The sequence below is a fragment of the Patescibacteria group bacterium genome (genome assembly GCA_041651355.1).
In the GTDB taxonomy this organism is placed as follows: domain Bacteria; phylum Patescibacteriota; class Patescibacteriia; order Patescibacteriales; family UBA12465; genus JAPLVX01.
In genome coordinates this window covers 342619-359294 of sequence record JBAZJK010000001.1, presented here as the reverse complement: position 1 = coordinate 359294, position 16676 = coordinate 342619, and the positions used below count along the sequence as shown (strand labels likewise).

General features: G+C 40.2%; 16 protein-coding genes and 1 tRNA gene. 9 read left to right on the top strand and 8 right to left on the bottom strand.

Annotated features, from left to right (window positions below; all coding sequences use genetic code 11):
• The first annotated feature begins 34 nt into the window (after positions 1-34).
• The 4 genes from WC441_01765 to WC441_01750 are packed head-to-tail and all read left to right on the top strand — an operon-like array spanning position 35 to position 3142.
• Positions 35-199, top strand: a complete 165-nt coding sequence (locus tag WC441_01765) for a hypothetical protein (protein ID MFA5163234.1) — start codon at positions 35-37, stop codon at positions 197-199.
• On the top strand, positions 189-2006 hold the full coding sequence (locus WC441_01760; protein ID MFA5163233.1) for a hypothetical protein: 1818 nt from the start codon (positions 189-191) through the stop codon (positions 2004-2006). Before WC441_01765 ends, WC441_01760 begins: the two co-directional genes overlap by 11 nt.
• Before the next feature lie 4 nt (positions 2007-2010).
• Positions 2011-2286 (top strand): hypothetical protein, encoded by a 276-nt coding sequence (locus WC441_01755; protein MFA5163232.1) that lies wholly within the window; start codon positions 2011-2013, stop codon positions 2284-2286.
• 4 nt (positions 2287-2290) lie between these two features.
• Positions 2291-3142 (top strand): zonular occludens toxin domain-containing protein, encoded by an 852-nt coding sequence (locus WC441_01750; GenBank protein ID MFA5163231.1) that lies wholly within the window; start codon positions 2291-2293, stop codon positions 3140-3142.
• A 60-nt stretch (positions 3143-3202) separates the two neighbouring features.
• Here WC441_01750 and WC441_01745 read toward each other — a convergent pair whose 3' ends face one another.
• The gene (locus WC441_01745) at positions 3203-3496 is read right to left on the bottom strand and encodes a hypothetical protein (GenBank protein ID MFA5163230.1); all 294 of its coding nucleotides are present in this window, start codon (positions 3494-3496) and stop codon (positions 3203-3205) included.
• Between the two features lie 375 nt (positions 3497-3871).
• Between WC441_01745 and WC441_01740 the strand changes: the two genes are divergently transcribed.
• The 3 genes from WC441_01740 to WC441_01730 are packed head-to-tail and all read left to right on the top strand — an operon-like array spanning position 3872 to position 5056.
• Entirely contained in the window at positions 3872-4213 is a 342-nt protein-coding gene (locus WC441_01740) for a hypothetical protein (protein MFA5163229.1), read from the top strand.
• Complete coding sequence (locus tag WC441_01735; GenBank protein MFA5163228.1) at positions 4200-4832, top strand: hypothetical protein; 633 nt, start codon at positions 4200-4202, stop codon at positions 4830-4832. Before WC441_01740 ends, WC441_01735 begins: the two co-directional genes overlap by 14 nt.
• Positions 4833-4840: 8 nt before the next feature.
• On the top strand, positions 4841-5056 hold the full coding sequence (locus tag WC441_01730) for a hypothetical protein (GenBank protein MFA5163227.1): 216 nt from the start codon (positions 4841-4843) through the stop codon (positions 5054-5056).
• 1754 nt (positions 5057-6810) lie between these two features.
• Here the strand turns inward: WC441_01730 and WC441_01725 are convergent.
• The 3 genes from WC441_01725 to WC441_01715 all read right to left on the bottom strand — a co-directional run bounded on the left by WC441_01725 (position 6811) and on the right by WC441_01715 (position 9454).
• A tRNA-Asn gene (locus WC441_01725) sits at positions 6811-6885 on the bottom strand.
• A 93-nt stretch (positions 6886-6978) separates the two neighbouring features.
• Positions 6979-8847: a DUF4012 domain-containing protein gene (locus tag WC441_01720; protein ID MFA5163226.1), complete on the bottom strand. Its 1869-nt coding sequence runs from the start codon at positions 8845-8847 to the stop codon at positions 6979-6981.
• Between the two features lies 1 nt (position 8848).
• On the bottom strand, positions 8849-9454 hold the full coding sequence (locus tag WC441_01715; protein ID MFA5163225.1) for a hypothetical protein: 606 nt from the start codon (positions 9452-9454) through the stop codon (positions 8849-8851).
• 79 nt (positions 9455-9533) lie between these two features.
• Between WC441_01715 and WC441_01710 the strand changes: the two genes are divergently transcribed.
• Positions 9534-11816, top strand: coding sequence for a hypothetical protein (locus WC441_01710; GenBank protein ID MFA5163224.1), 2283 nt, complete (start codon positions 9534-9536; stop codon positions 11814-11816).
• Positions 11817-11887: 71 nt separating this feature from the next.
• Here the strand turns inward: WC441_01710 and WC441_01705 are convergent, their stop codons facing one another.
• From WC441_01705 to rplJ, 3 genes are all read right to left on the bottom strand, one after another.
• On the bottom strand, positions 11888-13300 hold the full coding sequence (locus WC441_01705; protein MFA5163223.1) for a hypothetical protein: 1413 nt from the start codon (positions 13298-13300) through the stop codon (positions 11888-11890).
• Between the two features lie 243 nt (positions 13301-13543).
• Positions 13544-13948: a 50S ribosomal protein L7/L12 gene (gene rplL, locus WC441_01700; GenBank protein MFA5163222.1), complete on the bottom strand. Its 405-nt coding sequence runs from the start codon at positions 13946-13948 to the stop codon at positions 13544-13546.
• 62 nt (positions 13949-14010) lie between these two features.
• Positions 14011-14538 carry a 50S ribosomal protein L10 gene (rplJ, locus tag WC441_01695; GenBank protein ID MFA5163221.1) on the bottom strand — a complete coding sequence of 176 codons (528 nt, stop codon included), beginning with the start codon at positions 14536-14538 and terminating at the stop codon, positions 14011-14013.
• 233 nt (positions 14539-14771) lie between these two features.
• Between rplJ and WC441_01690 the strand changes: the two genes are divergently transcribed.
• Entirely contained in the window at positions 14772-15245 is a 474-nt protein-coding gene (locus tag WC441_01690) for a hypothetical protein (GenBank protein ID MFA5163220.1), read from the top strand.
• 27 nt (positions 15246-15272) lie between these two features.
• Here the strand turns inward: WC441_01690 and WC441_01685 are convergent, their stop codons facing one another.
• Complete coding sequence (locus WC441_01685; protein MFA5163219.1) at positions 15273-16448, bottom strand: GIY-YIG nuclease family protein; 1176 nt, start codon at positions 16446-16448, stop codon at positions 15273-15275.
• Positions 16449-16676 lie beyond the last annotated feature (228 nt).

Below are 16676 nucleotides of genomic sequence, written 5' to 3'. Positions count from 1 at the left end.
GGCGGGGCGAAAACTCCTTTCTTAAATTAATTTTATGTTTACTAATATTTTACTCGTGATTTTAATAGCTATTCTCGTCCATTTGGATTATCAGTTTTATAAAACATACACCGAGCCCAGGCTTTATCACGACCGGCTCAAGCTAGATGAGATTTATAAGAATTGGCGAGAAATAACGAACCAAAAAGATGAAAAATAAAATAAATAAAATTATATACTGCTTAACTTTAATAATTGGTTTATTTATTTTAAGCAGTAAACAAGTAAAAGCTGTTTATGATGATTCCCTTTTATTATACTGGGATTTTAATAATACCAATGTCGATAAAATCAGCAGTATTAGTGGGAATAATTTTGGTTATAACGGCAGTAATCCCTGGAATTTTTCTGACAATTGGTCATTAAACGTAGCTCAGTCTTGGAATAACGTTAATGTAACCGGCTTAAATATCAGTCAAGGAAATAATTTTTCTATTTCCTTTTGGCAATACTATAACAACAATGCCGATTGTTTTGAAGTAAAAAATACAAACAATCAAATGATTGTTTATTTGTGTGCCGATCATGTCAACGATGGTCGTTGGCCGGTCAAGCCTCAAGTTTATAGTAATGCCTACATTAACGAAAGCCCGACTTGGAATTCTAATTTAATTGCCAATCCATCGGGCAATTATTCTTTTCCTAATTACGCTGCCGGTTGGCACTTGATCACTTTAACTTTTACCGCTAATCACCAGGTTCTTTATGTTGATGGAGTAAGGAAATGGGATGCTGATTTAAGCGTTACACAAAATTACGGAAATATCGGAGCGATATATTTTTATCCAAATAACTGGGCTGGCAATACTTATATTTACGACGACTTTGCTGTCTGGGATAAAACTTTAAGCGATATAGAAGTTGCTCAAATATACGTTCACGCTGGTGGCTTAAATAATTTAACTTTTACACCAGCGGAATATTGCGGTGATACTCTCTGCCAAACAATTAGCGAAAATTGCTCTACTTGTCCTAGTGATTGTGGCGAATGTGCCAATAATCCTAATTCTGGTGATTCAATAAATTTATTTTTCTTTTCTAATCCTTACACATTTTCTAACCAATCAACCGCTATTGTTCGTTATCTATATAACGAAAATATATTCACTCCTTACGATTATATAGAAATAAGAGAGATAAGCCCTGATTGGACAACTAGTACATTTATCGCCACAAGTACCATTATTGATAGCACTGGATTTTTTACTAGTAAATCAAATGGAAACAGTTATTTCACTTTAACTGGAAATGCCTCAACAACTGGTTATGTCCAATATGACATTATTGGACACTTAGCGGCCTATTGGTCGCCTACTTTGGGCGACGTCGAAGCAACAACAACTATTCCCTATGTCGTAACTGTTAATTGGCAACCGACTCAAATTCCGACCGTAGCCGATATATTAGCGGCTAGTTCAAGTAATCCCTTTTATGACGATGACGTGATGTATGACGCCGCTTGCAGCGAAGATGATTGGAATACACCACCACCGGAGATATTTGGTGTTGATGTCCCCGCTCTTAATCTAACAGTTATCGGTTGCAAATTTAAATTGGGCTTTATTATCGCTGGTAATAAATTTACCACACTAGCAACTGACGGAATTTATAAAGCCGGAAATATCTTAAAAAATGTTTTCCCTTTTAATATATACACTAATTTAAATGATTCCTGGAAAGCGAGTGCTAATGCGACAGTAATGACCGAGCTTTCTTTTCTTTCGCCGGTAGATGGTAATTTAACTGCTCAAATTCCAACCACCGGAACCTCAACCGCCACCATTGTCTTATGGGGTAAAGATATTTTCACTTCTAGCTCGACATTAGGAACAGTTAATGCTCAAAAAACCAATCAATTATTTTTAGCCATTAAAACAATTATTAAATGGGCTCTGTGGGGATTGTTTGGTTTATGGGCAATTAAAAACGGTAAAGCCTTCATTGAAAAAATGACCGGCGGCCAATAAATATATGAACGCAATAATTCAATTCATTAAAGTAATTCTTATCACAACATTTTTATCAGGATTGCTTTACGCTATTGGCCAAGCGGTTAATAGCTTAATTCCCTGGTCTAACATTACGATATTCTTCGGAATGATTAGACAATGGTCGAGTCTCATTGATTTTATTTTTCCGACTGATACGCTCTGGCAAATAGTTGGTTTAATATTTTCTGTTTATCCTTTCTTGTGGTCAATTATGGCCATTAAGATATTAATTAATAATTCCGGTTTAAGAGAATAATAATATGGCTTTAGATGGTTCAAAATTCAAATTAATTACCGGGCTTCCTGGCAGCGGTAAATCATTAATAATGGCGACCTTTGTTTATCCTTATCTTGTCGCCGGTTATCAAGTATATTCTAACTTATGGCTTAACTGGAAACGCTTTGATGTTTTAGGTGAATGGGATACTGATAAAAATAATCTTCATTATTACCAAGAAATGGAAGACATTGTTGATGTCAGAAATTGTATTGTAGTTTGCGATGAAATAGCCGAGCCGCTCGATCCTAGAAACTGGGAAAACGAAAGCGGTGCTATCAGAAGATTTTTTCAACAACATCGCCACCACCACGTTGATGTTTATGGCACGACCCAAAATATTACGTTAGTCGCCAAAAGCGCTCGTATTGTTATCGATGAATGGACTGATTGTTTTCGCATCCTAACCTTTATTCCAGGAGTTATTATTTTCCGGGAACGCTCTATTGATAGAACCCAAATGCTAAAAGAAGAACCGGAGCCAAAAGATAATGGTTTTTTTTCTTGGTTATCAGAGCTTAGATTTTTTCTTAAATCAAAACTGCTTTTTACTAAATGGAATGAATATAAATTAGAGCTTGAGCATAAATTTTGTGAGAAGTGCCACGAAAGGCATGACTTCAATTTAAATAATTGTCCAAAATGTAAGCAAGTTTTAATTATTAAGCCAACGGGAATTTACGACAGTTGTTATGACATTAAGCTACGACCTAAAAAACATTATTGGAAACCTGTTAGCATTTGTTCTGATTGCGGACGAGAAAATAAAGGTGGTTATAGAGGTGCATTAAGTGAAGGAGAATTCTTGAAACAAAAAGAATTAACTGTAAGATAGTTCTTTAAATTGTCTATACAAAAAAAGGAGTCAATCCCGAAGGATTAACTCCTAAATTTATTAAGCTTGCGCTTCAACCTGTTTCTCGTAGAAAAGGTAAATCGTTTTCGGTCGTCTTTCAACTACCGCTCCGGTTTTCTTGTCTTTCTTTTCAACGATAATGAAAGACCGAATAGCTTTTTCATCCTTACGGACGACATAACCGTTCTTAAGCCAACCTTTAAAAGTGAAGCAATTAACAAACGGATTATAACGTTTAGCTTCATCTTCGCCCCATCTCTCGGCAATCTGTTTTCTAACAAGATCAGAGGTGCTCTCTGAACCTGTCCAATTTGATTTGACTGATATAGTCATAAAATTAAATGTAGCGACTGATTTTTAAATTGCCGGATAACGTCGCCTTAGATTATCTATCGGCACGAAATGAGACAACGTCTGATTGCTTGCGACAGTCAAAGTGGAGACTTGCTACTACCTTGATAGGCGATAAGCTGACGTTAAAATGAGAAGCCACAGATAGACAATCAACTCCCTTTAAAATTTAAAACTACGACCGGCTGCTGCAGTTTTTTTCTTTTTTGGCGGCATCCCCTTGGGGGAGCCAAAAAAGAAAAACCGCAGCCGGTAAATGAGACTTAAGACTAGAAATGAGGCCCGGCCCCCTCCCTAATATAATTAACTTGACCATACGCACACACCGGGCCGTCACTACGAATATTTGATAAATATATGATATATAAAAACATTAAAAGAGAATTTGATTACATTATTTGGCTTCGAGAAAGAATTAAAACTTTAAGATTTGGAATTACTAGAAGAATAAAAACCGATTCAACCACCGATTTCGAGCTTTTAGTTCGAAAACTTAACTCATATCAAGAAGAATACACTTCTGTTGTTGAAGAATTGTATTTCCTCCTCAAAGATGACCACCTATCAGAACAAGTTAATAATATCCGGGAAGAAAGTGGAGCTCTATCAATACGAGACGCCTATTCATGTTGGCCAAAAGAAGAGGAAGAAAAAAGCCGCCAAACGTCGCACAAAAGAAGAAATAATGAAGCAGATTAAAGAGTGCGCTAACAAGGCTTTTCAAGTTGAGGTAATGAGAGATTTTTCCTTGCGCCGGACTAGATCAAGAATTGTGCGTTTAATAAACGCTAATCCTGATTTAAAAGTATTTATCACCCTAACCTTTGATTCTGATGTTCCCAGTCTAGTTGAAGCTAATCCGATATTTAAGAAGTTTATTAAAAGACTAAAGAGAAAAAGGCCAAATTTAAAATATATCGCTATTCCTGAATTTCAATCTGATAACGATTACTATGGTAGACCAAAACCAAATGGCGGAGCCGTTCATTATCATTTATTAGTTAATTTTGAAATGGCTTCTGATGAATTAAAAGCTATTTGGCAAAATGGATTTATAAAAATAAATAGAATTAAACACGTTAATCATTTAGGGCTTTACGTTTCAAAATATGTCAGTAAAAATTTGTTTGATATTCGCTATTTTGGAATGAGAAAAATATTAGCCTCAAAAAACCTTGAGCAACCAATTATTATTACCGTCTTTAAAGAAGTAAAAGAATTTATCACAAATGCTATTGGCAATATTCCGCCGTTATTTGAAAAATCATACCGTTCTGATTGGTTAGGAAAAATTCAATATCGTTTATACGGTTTCTAACTTTACCTTTGAAAAATAAACATAGTTCCCGTTCTAGTATGGAAATTACGCCCAGCTTCATGAAGGAATTCAAGAAGCTTTATCAGAAGATCTTTAAAATCGAAATAAGCGACGAAGAGGCCTACAAACAGGCAGCTGATTTATTATGGCTAGTGGAACAGACTTATAAGCCGATGACAAAATCGCAGCACAATCAATATTATAGAAACTTGAAAAAAATTTAAAATGTAGTAATATATAAGTAGCATCCAACTAAATAACACAGCCCAAAAGCTTTTTTTATACTCGCCCCCAAAAAGGGATGGTTCTGCTGACGAGTATTGCTTTTGGCAATATTTAGTTGGATGCTCAGGACCGTCCCTTTTTGTTATCTAAAAATACATATATGACGAGCGAAAATCCAATTAAATATTTTGCCTATGTCCGCAAATCAACTGAAGGCGATGAAAGACAGGCTTTATCCATTGAAAGTCAAATGGATAAAGTTAAAGAGTTTTTTAGCGGCTTAGAAATTGTTGCAGTTATGGAAGAAAAGCATAGCGCTTTTTCGCCATACAATCGGCCGGTTTTCGCTGAGATGATAAAAAGAATAAGGAAAGGTGAAGCGCACGGCATTATTGCCTGGCATCCTGATAGATTATCAAGAAATGAAATAGATGCTTCAACTATTACCTATTTAGTCCGTACCGGGATTATTAAAGATTTAAAATTCGGATCATATAATTTTGATAATTCCCCGGAAGGCATAATGATGCTCCAATTAGCTCTCAGTCAGTCTCAATATTTCTCTTCTAAATTAGGCAAGGATGTAAAGCGTGGTTTAGAGAAGAAAGTCTCTCTCGGTTGGCTTCCAGGACAAGCTCCTGAGGGCTATTTAAACGATATGAGGCTCGAGAAAGGTCAACGGACACTAATTACCGACAAGAAGCGTGCACCGCTTCTTAAAGAGGCTTTTAAGCTCTTTTTAACTGGTAATTATACTGCTCAAGAGGTATTAAATAAGCTAAATAATGATTGGGGTTATAAGACTAGGGCAAAAGCTAAAACTGGGGGCAATTCATTATCTAGAAGCACCTGGTATAAAATGTTAACTAGCTCATTTTATTGCGGCATAATCACTTATAACGGTAAAGAAAGCCCGGGCAAACATAAGCCGATAATTAGTCTTGAAGATTATAATCGGATTCAAGAGTTATTAGGCTTAAGGGGTAATAAAAGAAATGTTAAAAAGTTAGACTTTATGTATTCTGGCGCTTTTACCTGTGGTTTTTGTGGTTGTGCTATTACCGCTGAACGCAAAAGAAAATATATTTTAGAAGCTAATGAAGTTAAAACTTATCACTATTACCATTGTACGCATAAACGAAAAGAAACTGGCTGTCGAGAAGGTTCTATTCAAGAAGAAGAATTAGAAAAACAAGTTAAAAGCGACCTTAAAAAACTGGAAATGCATCCCCAGTTTTTAAGCTTAGCCTTAGATTATTTAGAGAAAAATATGAAAGAGGAATTTGAAACAGAAAAGCCGGTTAAACTGGATAGAGAAAAGAAGGTTAAAGATTTAGAAGATCAGTTATCTGAGCTTAATAGCATGAGAATGAAAAAGATGCTTGATGATGCTGATTATTTAGTCGAACGGACTAAATTAAAAGCTGAGATTGAAGCTTTAAGCCAAAATGAAATTAAAACAAAACCAAGCAAGGCAGAACTAATAGAGCTTACCAAAGAAAATTTTATTTTCTGTGCTCAAGCTCGAAAGGAGTTTGATAAAGGAGACAAAGAAACACGAAATAACATCATTAAGAAGTTAGGTTCGAACCAAAGAATAATTGGCAAAAACATTAGCATTTCTTATCATAATTGGCTTATTCCACTCAGAAATAACGTTGAAAAATTTAACGCTGAAATCGCTAGGTTCGAACCGACATATTTTGGCGAAAATAAAAGAAAAAGCGAGGCTTTAACCTCGCTTAATCTACGTTGGCTCCCGGGGTCGGATTCGAACCGACGACCAATTGGTTAACAGCCAACTGCGCTACCGCTGCGCTACCCGGGAATAATATTAAATTGTTAAGCTACGTAAATATAATAACAAATTAAGCGATTATGTCAATCAGTTAATTTAAGTAATATTAGCAACTATACCGAGCTATTCTTCGAGCTTCAGCTGAAAAACCTTATCTGTCAATAAGTCGCTAGTATATCTATTGACCCTGTTCTTAAAATCTAAACCAACCGTTAATTGGCTAGTTCTCCGCCCTGGTTGCTTTTGCACTAGGAGTGAATAATTATCGGCGTTCATTTCTTTCTTTAGTTGATCTGAAAGTTTATAATCTATTTCGATCGTCTTTTCCTTGCCCGGTTCAACCACTAAGAAAAAAGCAAAGACATTCTTATCAAGGGCGGGGTCATAGTAGACATTCAGCGTCCCGGGCTCTTCTCCCTTAATACTAACTATCTGGCTCCCATTGGGAACATAGACCCTGGTATAACTGCGGTATCTGGTCGTCCGCCAATCAAAGCCACCAGTATGGCGATAGTGGAGTTTAAGCTTAGCTTCATATTCATCCCTGGCTTTGAGGGCATAGTCAATACTCTTAACCATTACGGCATCGCTTTTAAAGGCGGCCAGATTAGCGTCTACAACCATTAAATAATCACCGGCGCTCTTCTTAACCCTGCCCGCCCAACTCAGGTCATTAATCTGATCTTGATAGACGGGATTATTGAAATAGACCAGGACATTCTTCTGCTCCAGATTCCTTTCCAGTAATAGAACCAGGTCCTGAACGCGACTAAGCGGCAGAGCCATCAATCTATCTTTAAGTTCTTTGATAATATCATTAATTATTTCTTTTCGGTCCCAAGAGGATATATTATCGTCCTTATAGGCAACCTCGACATTATATTGAAGTAATTTCTGAAAATTATCCTGGTTATATTCCTGGCCCTTGACGCTGATCGGTCCGGTCAATCTGATCAAATCGGAGATTAAGTCGGGCGTAATCCCGATAACGCCGCTAAAACCAGAATCAGCCTGTTTCAAAAGGTTCAACTCTTCCCTATAGACAAACTGGATATCTTTAGCCGCGGTTGGCCAATCAGGCGACCAGTTGGAATCACGCAGGAACCATTTATCCACCTTGAGATAGGTTTTAAGGACCAAGGGCGGCGTGGTCGTGAGCGTATCCTTCACCGGCATATCAAGATGATATGTATCCTCGGTCACTAAAGTCTTAATTTCTCCGCCACTCAACTCCAAGATCCCATAAGTACCCAAGAAGCCGCCGGTCGGCCTAAGCTCATCGGTGTTCTGTAGAAGCAAAAGAAAACGGCTCGGCTCAGGATAACCGGCTATAACCGGAGCTAGCCTCAGCCAAGGACGTAAAGCCAATAGAAGCTCGCGCCCAGCCTCAACCTTGATCCTAAGATCATCAATCTGTTTGTGAACGGGATAGAGGATGCTGAATTTAGGGATACTTTCCAGATTGGCCGCGGCCGTATCTAAATCGGCCTGCAGTTTAGAAAATTCCGCCTCTGAATCCTTGATCGACTGCAAAATTAGAGCTTTATCGCTCCCGGGAAATTCAAAAAATTTCTTGCCTTGATTATCAACCAAGGCGCTTTGGAAGGGCCTGACGATGTTAAGGCCGCGACTAAAGGCTTGGCTTAAAGACAAACCGGCCTGGTCCAAAGCGGCTAAGTCGTCTATCTGGCCTCGGAAAAAATACAGATTCTTAATCAAAAAATTATCACGGGTAGAGTCTAGCTCTAATAAGGCGGCTTTAAATTCCGCCTCCGCCTTCTGAGCTGAAGCCCCGGCCGACTCTAGATTCTTAGATTCCAGAGCTTGCAAAGCGGTTTCTAGCCCAGCTTTCGCCGAGAGGGTGTGGCGATAGAAGTTTTTAAACTGATTAATCGAACTGCTGAGCAACAATATCGATAGGGCTACTAATATTAAAAAAAGCCACAGTATACGTTTAAACCATTTAATGATTGGTGACCTAGATTTAGCCATATTAGCCCTTAATTATCCCCTTACGCGGCTCCAGGTTGTCCACCATTACGATCTTGCGGTTATTTAGTATTGAATAGAGAAAAATATCCATGATATCGCGGCGATAATAGAATTCAGTTTCGTCCATCAAGGTGAAATTAACTTCCTGTCCGATTTTCTTCTCTAAGTCATTTAAAATCGGCAAGAACTTATCATGCTTGATACGGCTCACGATCAGTAAGTCGGTTTTAGATAATGGATTACCGCTAAAACGGCCGGTCAAGACAAAATACTTCAAGTTAGTCAGCTTCTCTAAGCGGCCCAGGAACTCTTGGACAAAGAATAATTGCGCCTTAGCGAAAAGGGCTTGAAGCTCATCGAATAATAGAAAATTTCGCTTTAGGATGAAAAACTTCTTTTCCTTGTTCTTCGGGTCAGATATTTCCGTATCTAGGCCGGATGCGACCAAACCTAATTTTTCTAAATTATCTAATTCTTTTTGCAGGGCGGCCGGCGTCACTTTCAGCTCCCGGCTTAAGGCACGTAGATAATATTTTTTTTCGGGCGCCGCTAGGATCTTTTCTAAAACGCGCGCTCTTAATTCTGAACCGAATAACTTATTCAACATATTTATTTATTTATGTCTTTATAGTATAATATAGGCGTTAATCAGTCAAACCAATAAATAGCTTGGCTATTGTTTATTTATGCATTATAAAATCGCCTCTCTCATCCTGAACGCCGGCAAGACTCCTAATACGATTAACCGCGTCTTCATCGCTCAACCGGACGCCCTTAAAGAAAGCCTGGCTGGTCGTCTTTTCGTCTTAGCGGAGATAAAAGGTCGCCGGGTAGAATCGGAGAAAATCCTGGCTTTTTTGGTTAATACTATCAATGCTGATTATTATGGCGACGAAAAGATCCTCTTGAGGCAAAAAGTAGAAACGATCAAAGTCGAGAACATCTTCGAATCGGTCTTGACTAAAACTAACAAGAGCCTGGTCGATTTTATCAACGAAGAGAAAATAAAAATCTCCCAATATTCAGCCAATCTAGTGGTCGGAGTAGTTTATGAAAACAAGCTATACTTTTCCAACCTAGGCAAAAACAAGTCCCTACTGATCTATCCGCGCCAAGACAGATTCGCTGTCACTAATGTCGAATCCGGCAGTGAAGAAGAAAACGGAGCCAATAAGGCGGGTGGTCTAGTCCATGAACCCAAATTCTTTTCCTCGGTCGTGAGCGGCGAAATCCCCGCTAATTCCTATTTCGTCTTCACTAATGAAGCTTTACCGGAATATCTCTCCCCTAAAGAACTGACGACTATTGTCACTAAGCTACCGCCGATTGTAGCCGCGGAGCAGATCAAAAATACTTTAGCCCAAATCAACTCCTATGTCCCTTTCTTGGGCATCATCATCAAGAATTCCTTCGGCCAGGATTTGGAAAGCGAAATCTATGAAAAGAACGTCTCAGCCCAATCCTCCATATCCAGTCTGAACTATACCGAAGAAAAGACGGAAAAGATGCTAAGCCCGGCCGGGATCATCAATCTCAAGAAAACCAGCCGCAGCTTAGGCAAGATCATCCGGAATCTCTGGCCGAAAAAACCTGAACGACCCCAGTCAAGCCGGGAAATCAGCCGCCAAGAAGTCCGATCAGAAAGAACGCCGATGCCGGCCCTGCCTTTAAAAGCCAAAGACAGCCCGGCGCCGCGTGAATCCTTCATTATCAAAGAAAAAATCTTCGGCCGGCGCCAGACCATTTCTATCTGGCCGCCGATCAAGAATGCCTTGCAAAATTTCGTCCTGATATTTTCCGGGAGCTTCATCCAACAACTGGGAAAGAATATAAAAAATGCTTTTAGCGGGCTCAATCGGAACCGGCGCGGCCTCTTGATCATCCTCGGTGCCTTTATCCTCATCTTAATAGCCAGCCTGGCCTACACTAAGATTAATAACCATTACCAGGCGCAACAGAAAGCCTTCGACGACTTGGTAGCGCAGATCGAAGACAAGCAGAGCCAGGTTGACTCATATCTCTTATATAACAACGAAGAAGGCGCTAAACTGGTGCTTATCAACCTCCAAGAATTGCTCAAGAGTTTCCCGCAGAAAAGCAAGAAAGAGAAAGAAAAATATAAACTATTAGAAGCTAAAGTCACGGCTGTAGCAGAGAGGGTGCAACACCTGACAAAAACCGATCGTGGCCAAGAAATCCTTAAAGCCTCCGATATCAAGCCGGAGGCGGCGATTGACAATCTCTTTTTCTTAAATGGCCAATTATATCTGGCGGACAATAAGAACCACAACGTTTATAGTTTTGATTTGAAAAATAAGACTCAGGCCACTATCGGCTTAGCTAACAGTTCCAACTTAAGCCACCCGAGCGAAGCAGATGGCAATATTTATTATTTAGACGACAAGCAATTGATGAAAGTCGACCTGAAAACCAAGACAGGCCAGATCCTAAAGATCGAAGGCTTAAACAGCGCTCTCAGCGACTATCGCCTCTATAATAGCGGCCTTTACATCCTCAGCGCTGATAGCAGCCAGATATATCGCCTAAACCTGAAAGGCGACACCTTCTCTAGTCCGACTCCTTGGCTGAAAGAGCAAGTTGATCTGAAAGATGGCACTACTTTCACCATCGACGGCACAATCTATGTCCTAAAAAAAGACGGCAGTATTACTAAGCTCTATCGCGGTAAAAGACAGGACTTAAATACCTCAAGCATCATTCCCCCGCTGACCCAAGCTTCTAAATTGATCAGCGGCAGCAAATATTTCTATGTCTTCGAACTGGCGTCTAAACGCTTAGCCGTCTTCGCTAAGAACGACGTGAAAGACGGACCTAAAGCCGGTGCCTTCCTGGCCCAATTCGACCTTTCAGCCTTTGACTCACTTAAAGATATCCAGATCAATGAAACGGAAAAGCTAGCCTATATTCTAGATGGGAGTAGCGTCTATTCCCTTAAACTTAACTACTAACAACGACAAAGAAAAAAGCTGCCTTCTTTTGAAAGCAGCTTTTCTGTTATAAAAAGTACGATTAAGGATGGCTAAAGGAAATTTAGCTCATCCCTTTTGTTTTTACATAAGCGGGTGATGCTGGCCGGATTCACGGCTGAAGCGGCAAATGATTCCATGTGGGTCAAGAGAGCTTTACAGGCCCTTTTAATCCAAGCGAGCAATGCGTCATCATGGCTAGAACGATATAATTCCCGGCAGGCCATAAAAAAAAGATCGAGATTCGGACCCCAGAAAGCTTGGCGCTTTTCCCGGGAATAATGGAACAGAGTCGTGGGTTCATTGCTTAAATCCGAAAACACGCATTCGAAGAAATTATAAGTCTCTTCCCGGTGGATACCTAAGAGATTAATGCCATATTTGCTATAGAAGAAAAGGAAGGACTCCACATCCCCATTATTCATATCGCGTAAAAGTTTAGCCAGTTTTTCCCGGGCTAATTTAGCCGCCTCTTTTTGGGTGAATTCTTCGATGGCTACGTATTCAGCAAATACCCGGCTGTTTATGAAATCACGGAAAGGTAAAAAACCTCTAAGCATATCATGATCTTTGGCTTCTTTCGGCGCACCCAGGAAATTAAGCACGATCTCCAAAATAGCTGGGACTTCCAACTTGCGTTCAACGCTGCCTTCTTTCATAAGATTGCGCAAACAAGCCAGCAATTTAGCCGTGGTCTGGCTATAACTGCCAGTCGTGATAAAGATAGGTCTGATCGAGTCGCGCTCATCCGGTCCGGCATTTATAAGCAGGACGGAAAAACGCCTGAAAAGGCGATAGTCGCGGCCCAGCTTCTCGTGATACTTGTTTAGGATCAAATCAGACAGAACCATTGATATAAACAGCAGATTACGACTTTTGCTCAGTCGCCAGTAAAAGAAATCCAGGCGACGCTGATTTTCTTGTTTAGCGATTTTTTCCATGATTCTGGCTACCCGCTTTAAGCTCCCAAGCGGCCGCAAGAGGACACTCAGATAGAAGCGGGAACGATAAATCAGAAACAGGGGAATAATCAGCAAGGACTCCAACCAATAGTTGCTAAAGAACCAGCTGCACCAAGGGAAAAACCCAGTTAGCTCAGCTAAGAGCAGGTAAACTCCGAAGAGCACGATCAAGATATAAAAGACCAAATAAAACCCGATGATAAAGGTGGCTTCCATGCCAAAGTTGTCATCGAGACTTTCTAAATGCCGAGCGAATAATTTCCCGATCAGCATAGATATGATTATGCTAGGAATGACCGCGATTAATACGGGCAGATAGCTGCCGACTTGGAAGTAACGTACTACCAAATAAACATCAACCGTGGCAATAAACGCCCAAAGCAGCAAACACAGAGTGCTTAAGTATTGATAGCGCTGGACCCGGCCTCTTTTCTTGAAGGAGAAAGAGCCGAACGACAAAACAAAAACCAAGGTCTGGAAAATCCTGACCCAAAGACTTTTCATGAACTTTTTCATTTTTTACGGTATTTGATTGGGACAAAATAGCTACCTTAGGCCAATCGGACAGATAGACCTCCTAACTGTTTTAACAGCAGGTTTAAAGAGCCGGCAAAAGCTCCATTGATTGTCAAAGGACAATAATAACTTATATTAACATAATTACTTAAAAGAGTCAATAAAGTATATTTACCTAATATAACAAAAAACCGCCTAATAGACGGTTTCTTGTTATTTAGCTTTTTAAGCTTATTTCAAAGTAACCTTAGCGCCTGCTTCTTCTAATTTAGCTTTAATCTTCTCTGCTTCTTCTTTCTTGACGCCTTCTTTTACCATTTTCGGAGCGGCATCAACGAGATCCTTGGCTTCCTTTAAGCCCATCTCAGTCAATTCGCGAACCACCTTGATGACAGCAATCTTATTAGCGCCGCCGTCAGTGATTTCGATGTCAAAGCTGTCTTTTTCTGGAGCAGCTTCAGCGGCAGCTCCAGCTGGACCAGCCATCATCATGGCTGGAGCGGCGGCAGAGACGCCAAACTTTTCTTCTAAGATCTTAACTAATTCCGCTAAATCCAAAACGCTCATGGTTTCGATTTCCTTAACCAGCTTCTCGAATTTGGCTGGAACTTCAACTTGTTTTTTTTCTTCTGACATAATTTTATTGATGCGAGCAGTCTTTGATAAGGCTAAACGCTATCTTATTATTATATTTATAATTAAGCTTTTTTCTCTTCGATCGCTTTTAAGACGGTTACCAGGCTTCTTAGATTGCCGGCTAAAACGTTAACGAAACCACTAACCGGAGCATTCAAGGAACCAACAAGTTTGGCTTGTAATTCCAATTTGCTGGGAAGCTTAGCTAGAGCCTCGACCTCATTCTGATTTAAAAATTTATCATTTAAGACTCCACCCAAGAAAACTATCTTCCCTTCCTTATCTTTCTTGAAGTTGAAAACTACTTTAGCTGGAGCCACTTCATCAGCATAGGAGAAGATGGCCGCTACCTTGCCTTCCAGGCCCCTGATCTTAAGACCTTCGACTTTCTGATCCTTGAAAGCTAATTCCATCAAGGTTTTTTTGGCGACATAATATTCGCCGTTCTCTTCCCGGAGCTTAGCTCTGAGATCCTCATTTTCTTTCACTCCTAGAGCGTTAAAATTGGTAAAAACGATAGACTTCGATTGTTTGATCTTCTCAACCAGAGTCCGTAAAATCTCTTGCTTTTGGATTTTTGATTTAGGCATATTATTTTGAATTGATTATAAATAAAAAATCTGTGTTTCCACAGACGACAATAAAAGCCTAGAAAGGTTTTACCTCGGCAAGTCTTATATCCAGGAAACCTGGAAAGCTGGCTGTCTGTGGTAGTATTTGATTGCCTATATCTTATCATTTCCTAAAATATTGTCAATACCTCCGATTTTTGCTATGATTTTAATAATATTCTAATAAACTTTCTTTCAAAAAAACCTTAAAAATGGACAGAATCCTAATCTTTTCCGTGGATAGCCGACTTTTCCAAAATTCGGCCTATCAGCCGCTGAGCGATTCGGATTTCTTCCAATTGCGCCAGGCGGGCTATGTCATCGGACTCTATGGCCAGACTGGCCAGATAGAAAGCAAGGCCCATAAGCTACGTCTTAACCTCAATCTATTCTTCTGGCTTAAAGAAAAAAAGGAGGCAAGTGAAGCTTTGGGAGAATTTGCCACCCACTTGCAAAAAATTGCCTTAATCGACCAGCAAGCTTATTTCCCAGGGAAAGTCGTCTTACTCAGCTCTAATCTAGCTGATTACCAAGCCGCTAAAGAGCTGGGATTTAATTTCATCGCTGTTTGTCTGACCCTGACTGAAGCCAAAGCCTTCCAAGAAGCTGGTTTATCTCCAGATTTCATAATCATCAAGACTAAGGAATCACGTATTGGTCCAGACATTATGCCTCGACTGCTTTAAACCCTCTAAAAAATGAGGGTTTTTTAATTAACGAAGCTTCCGCCTGGTCCGGCCGTAATTAGCAAAACGATGAGCCTCTTCGCGGAGTTTTAACAGCGTCGGCTTCAGGTTGGTCGCTAACTCCTTAACGCTCTGTTTAGTCCCGGTCGCAAAGACCAAGCGATCACCACCGAATTTAGAAATACCAACCAAAGGCGCTTTAAGATTATATTTAGCTAAGTGCCTGGAAAGGAAACTGATCTGAGGACTACCGCCATCAATCATTATCATATCCGGTGAAGGCCACCCCGGATGGTTAAAACGCCTCTCTAGGGCTTCCAAGAGGGCCCGCTCATCATCACCAGCGGCCGCTTTCTTGATTTTAAACAAACGGTATTCATTGGGATTAGCCTGGCCATTTTCAAAGACCACTAAGGAGGCGTAGGTTTCGCGACCGGCATGGTGGCTGATATCATAGCCTTCGATCCGGCTTAACTTAGCTTCTTCCAGATTCTCCTCCCGACCCAGCAAAGAGACGTCCTGAATATGCTGAAGGGCCCGGAGTTTATCAGGATTGTCTTTCATTAGTCTCTTAACTAAAGTTTTTTTATCACCAGCTAAAAATAACTCGAGATTCCTAATATTCTTGCGGTAGGCAGGCGAGCTAATCGTACCTAGGCAGGCGCCTGGGCAGAGGCCGATCTGATAATCAAAGCAAGCACGACCGCTCAGTGGGCGGCAAGTGCTATAAGGGAAAACGCGGCGGATTAAGCGGAGAGCGCTCTGCACTAAATGGAAAGATTGGTAGGGTCCGAAAACCTTAGCGCTGGTCAAGGAAAATTTACGCAAATCCCGTCCGCGGACGATTAAGGGACGAGGATAGTCATCCTTCGGGATAACGATATAAATAAAAGAACGGTCATCGCGGTCAACCACATTATACTTCGGCCAATACTTCTTGATATTCTTAGCCTCTAAAATAATCGCTTCTAGAACATTCTCAGTCACTTCATATCTTATCTTAACCGCCTGGGCCACCATCTCCTGAATCCGCGCCTCAACTCTGTTTGAAAAATATTGGCTTAGCCTCTGCCGCAGCTTAGTAGCTCGGCCGACATAGAGGACTCGCCCCTTCTTGTCCAGCCAAAAATAGACACCCGGTTTCAGAGGAATCGTCTTTAATTGAGACTTTAATAAGTTAGAATGATTGTTGCCTTTTGGCATAGGTATTCTTATGTTTATTTTAGCCTTCGTTTAATCCCCGGTTAAGTGGCTTATGTTAAAATAATTTAGCGTGGGCCCGGCCAGGTGGCAAATTGGACTTTGACATTCCAACTCCGGGGTTCAACTCCCCGCGGGTCCACACGCGCGCTTTAATTTATATAATACAGATTGACTATTATCATATTATTTGCTAAGATATAATAGTCAAAGTTCAATCAAAAAGCCGCT

Bases quoted from the DNA above. Each gene is read 5' to 3' on its own strand.
- WC441_01765 (MFA5163234.1), top strand. From the start codon at position 35: ATGTTTACTAATATTTTACTCGTGATTTTAATAGCTATTCTCGTCCAT.
- WC441_01760 (MFA5163233.1), top strand. From the start codon at position 189: ATGAAAAATAAAATAAATAAAATTATATACTGCTTAACTTTAATAATT.
- WC441_01755 (MFA5163232.1), top strand. From the start codon at position 2,011: ATGAACGCAATAATTCAATTCATTAAAGTAATTCTTATCACAACATTT.
- WC441_01750 (MFA5163231.1), top strand. From the start codon at position 2,291: ATGGCTTTAGATGGTTCAAAATTCAAATTAATTACCGGGCTTCCTGGC.
- WC441_01745 (MFA5163230.1), bottom strand. From the start codon at position 3,496: ATGACTATATCAGTCAAATCAAATTGGACAGGTTCAGAGAGCACCTCT.
- WC441_01740 (MFA5163229.1), top strand. From the start codon at position 3,872: ATGATATATAAAAACATTAAAAGAGAATTTGATTACATTATTTGGCTT.
- WC441_01735 (MFA5163228.1), top strand. From the start codon at position 4,200: ATGAAGCAGATTAAAGAGTGCGCTAACAAGGCTTTTCAAGTTGAGGTA.
- WC441_01720 (MFA5163226.1), bottom strand. From the start codon at position 8,847: ATGGCTAAATCTAGGTCACCAATCATTAAATGGTTTAAACGTATACTG.
- WC441_01715 (MFA5163225.1), bottom strand. From the start codon at position 9,454: ATGTTGAATAAGTTATTCGGTTCAGAATTAAGAGCGCGCGTTTTAGAA.
- WC441_01710 (MFA5163224.1), top strand. From the start codon at position 9,534: ATGCATTATAAAATCGCCTCTCTCATCCTGAACGCCGGCAAGACTCCT.
- WC441_01705 (MFA5163223.1), bottom strand. From the start codon at position 13,300: ATGAAAAGTCTTTGGGTCAGGATTTTCCAGACCTTGGTTTTTGTTTTG.
- rplL (MFA5163222.1), bottom strand. From the start codon at position 13,948: ATGTCAGAAGAAAAAAAACAAGTTGAAGTTCCAGCCAAATTCGAGAAG.
- rplJ (MFA5163221.1), bottom strand. From the start codon at position 14,538: ATGCCTAAATCAAAAATCCAAAAGCAAGAGATTTTACGGACTCTGGTT.
- WC441_01690 (MFA5163220.1), top strand. From the start codon at position 14,772: ATGGACAGAATCCTAATCTTTTCCGTGGATAGCCGACTTTTCCAAAAT.
- WC441_01685 (MFA5163219.1), bottom strand. From the start codon at position 16,448: ATGCCAAAAGGCAACAATCATTCTAACTTATTAAAGTCTCAATTAAAG.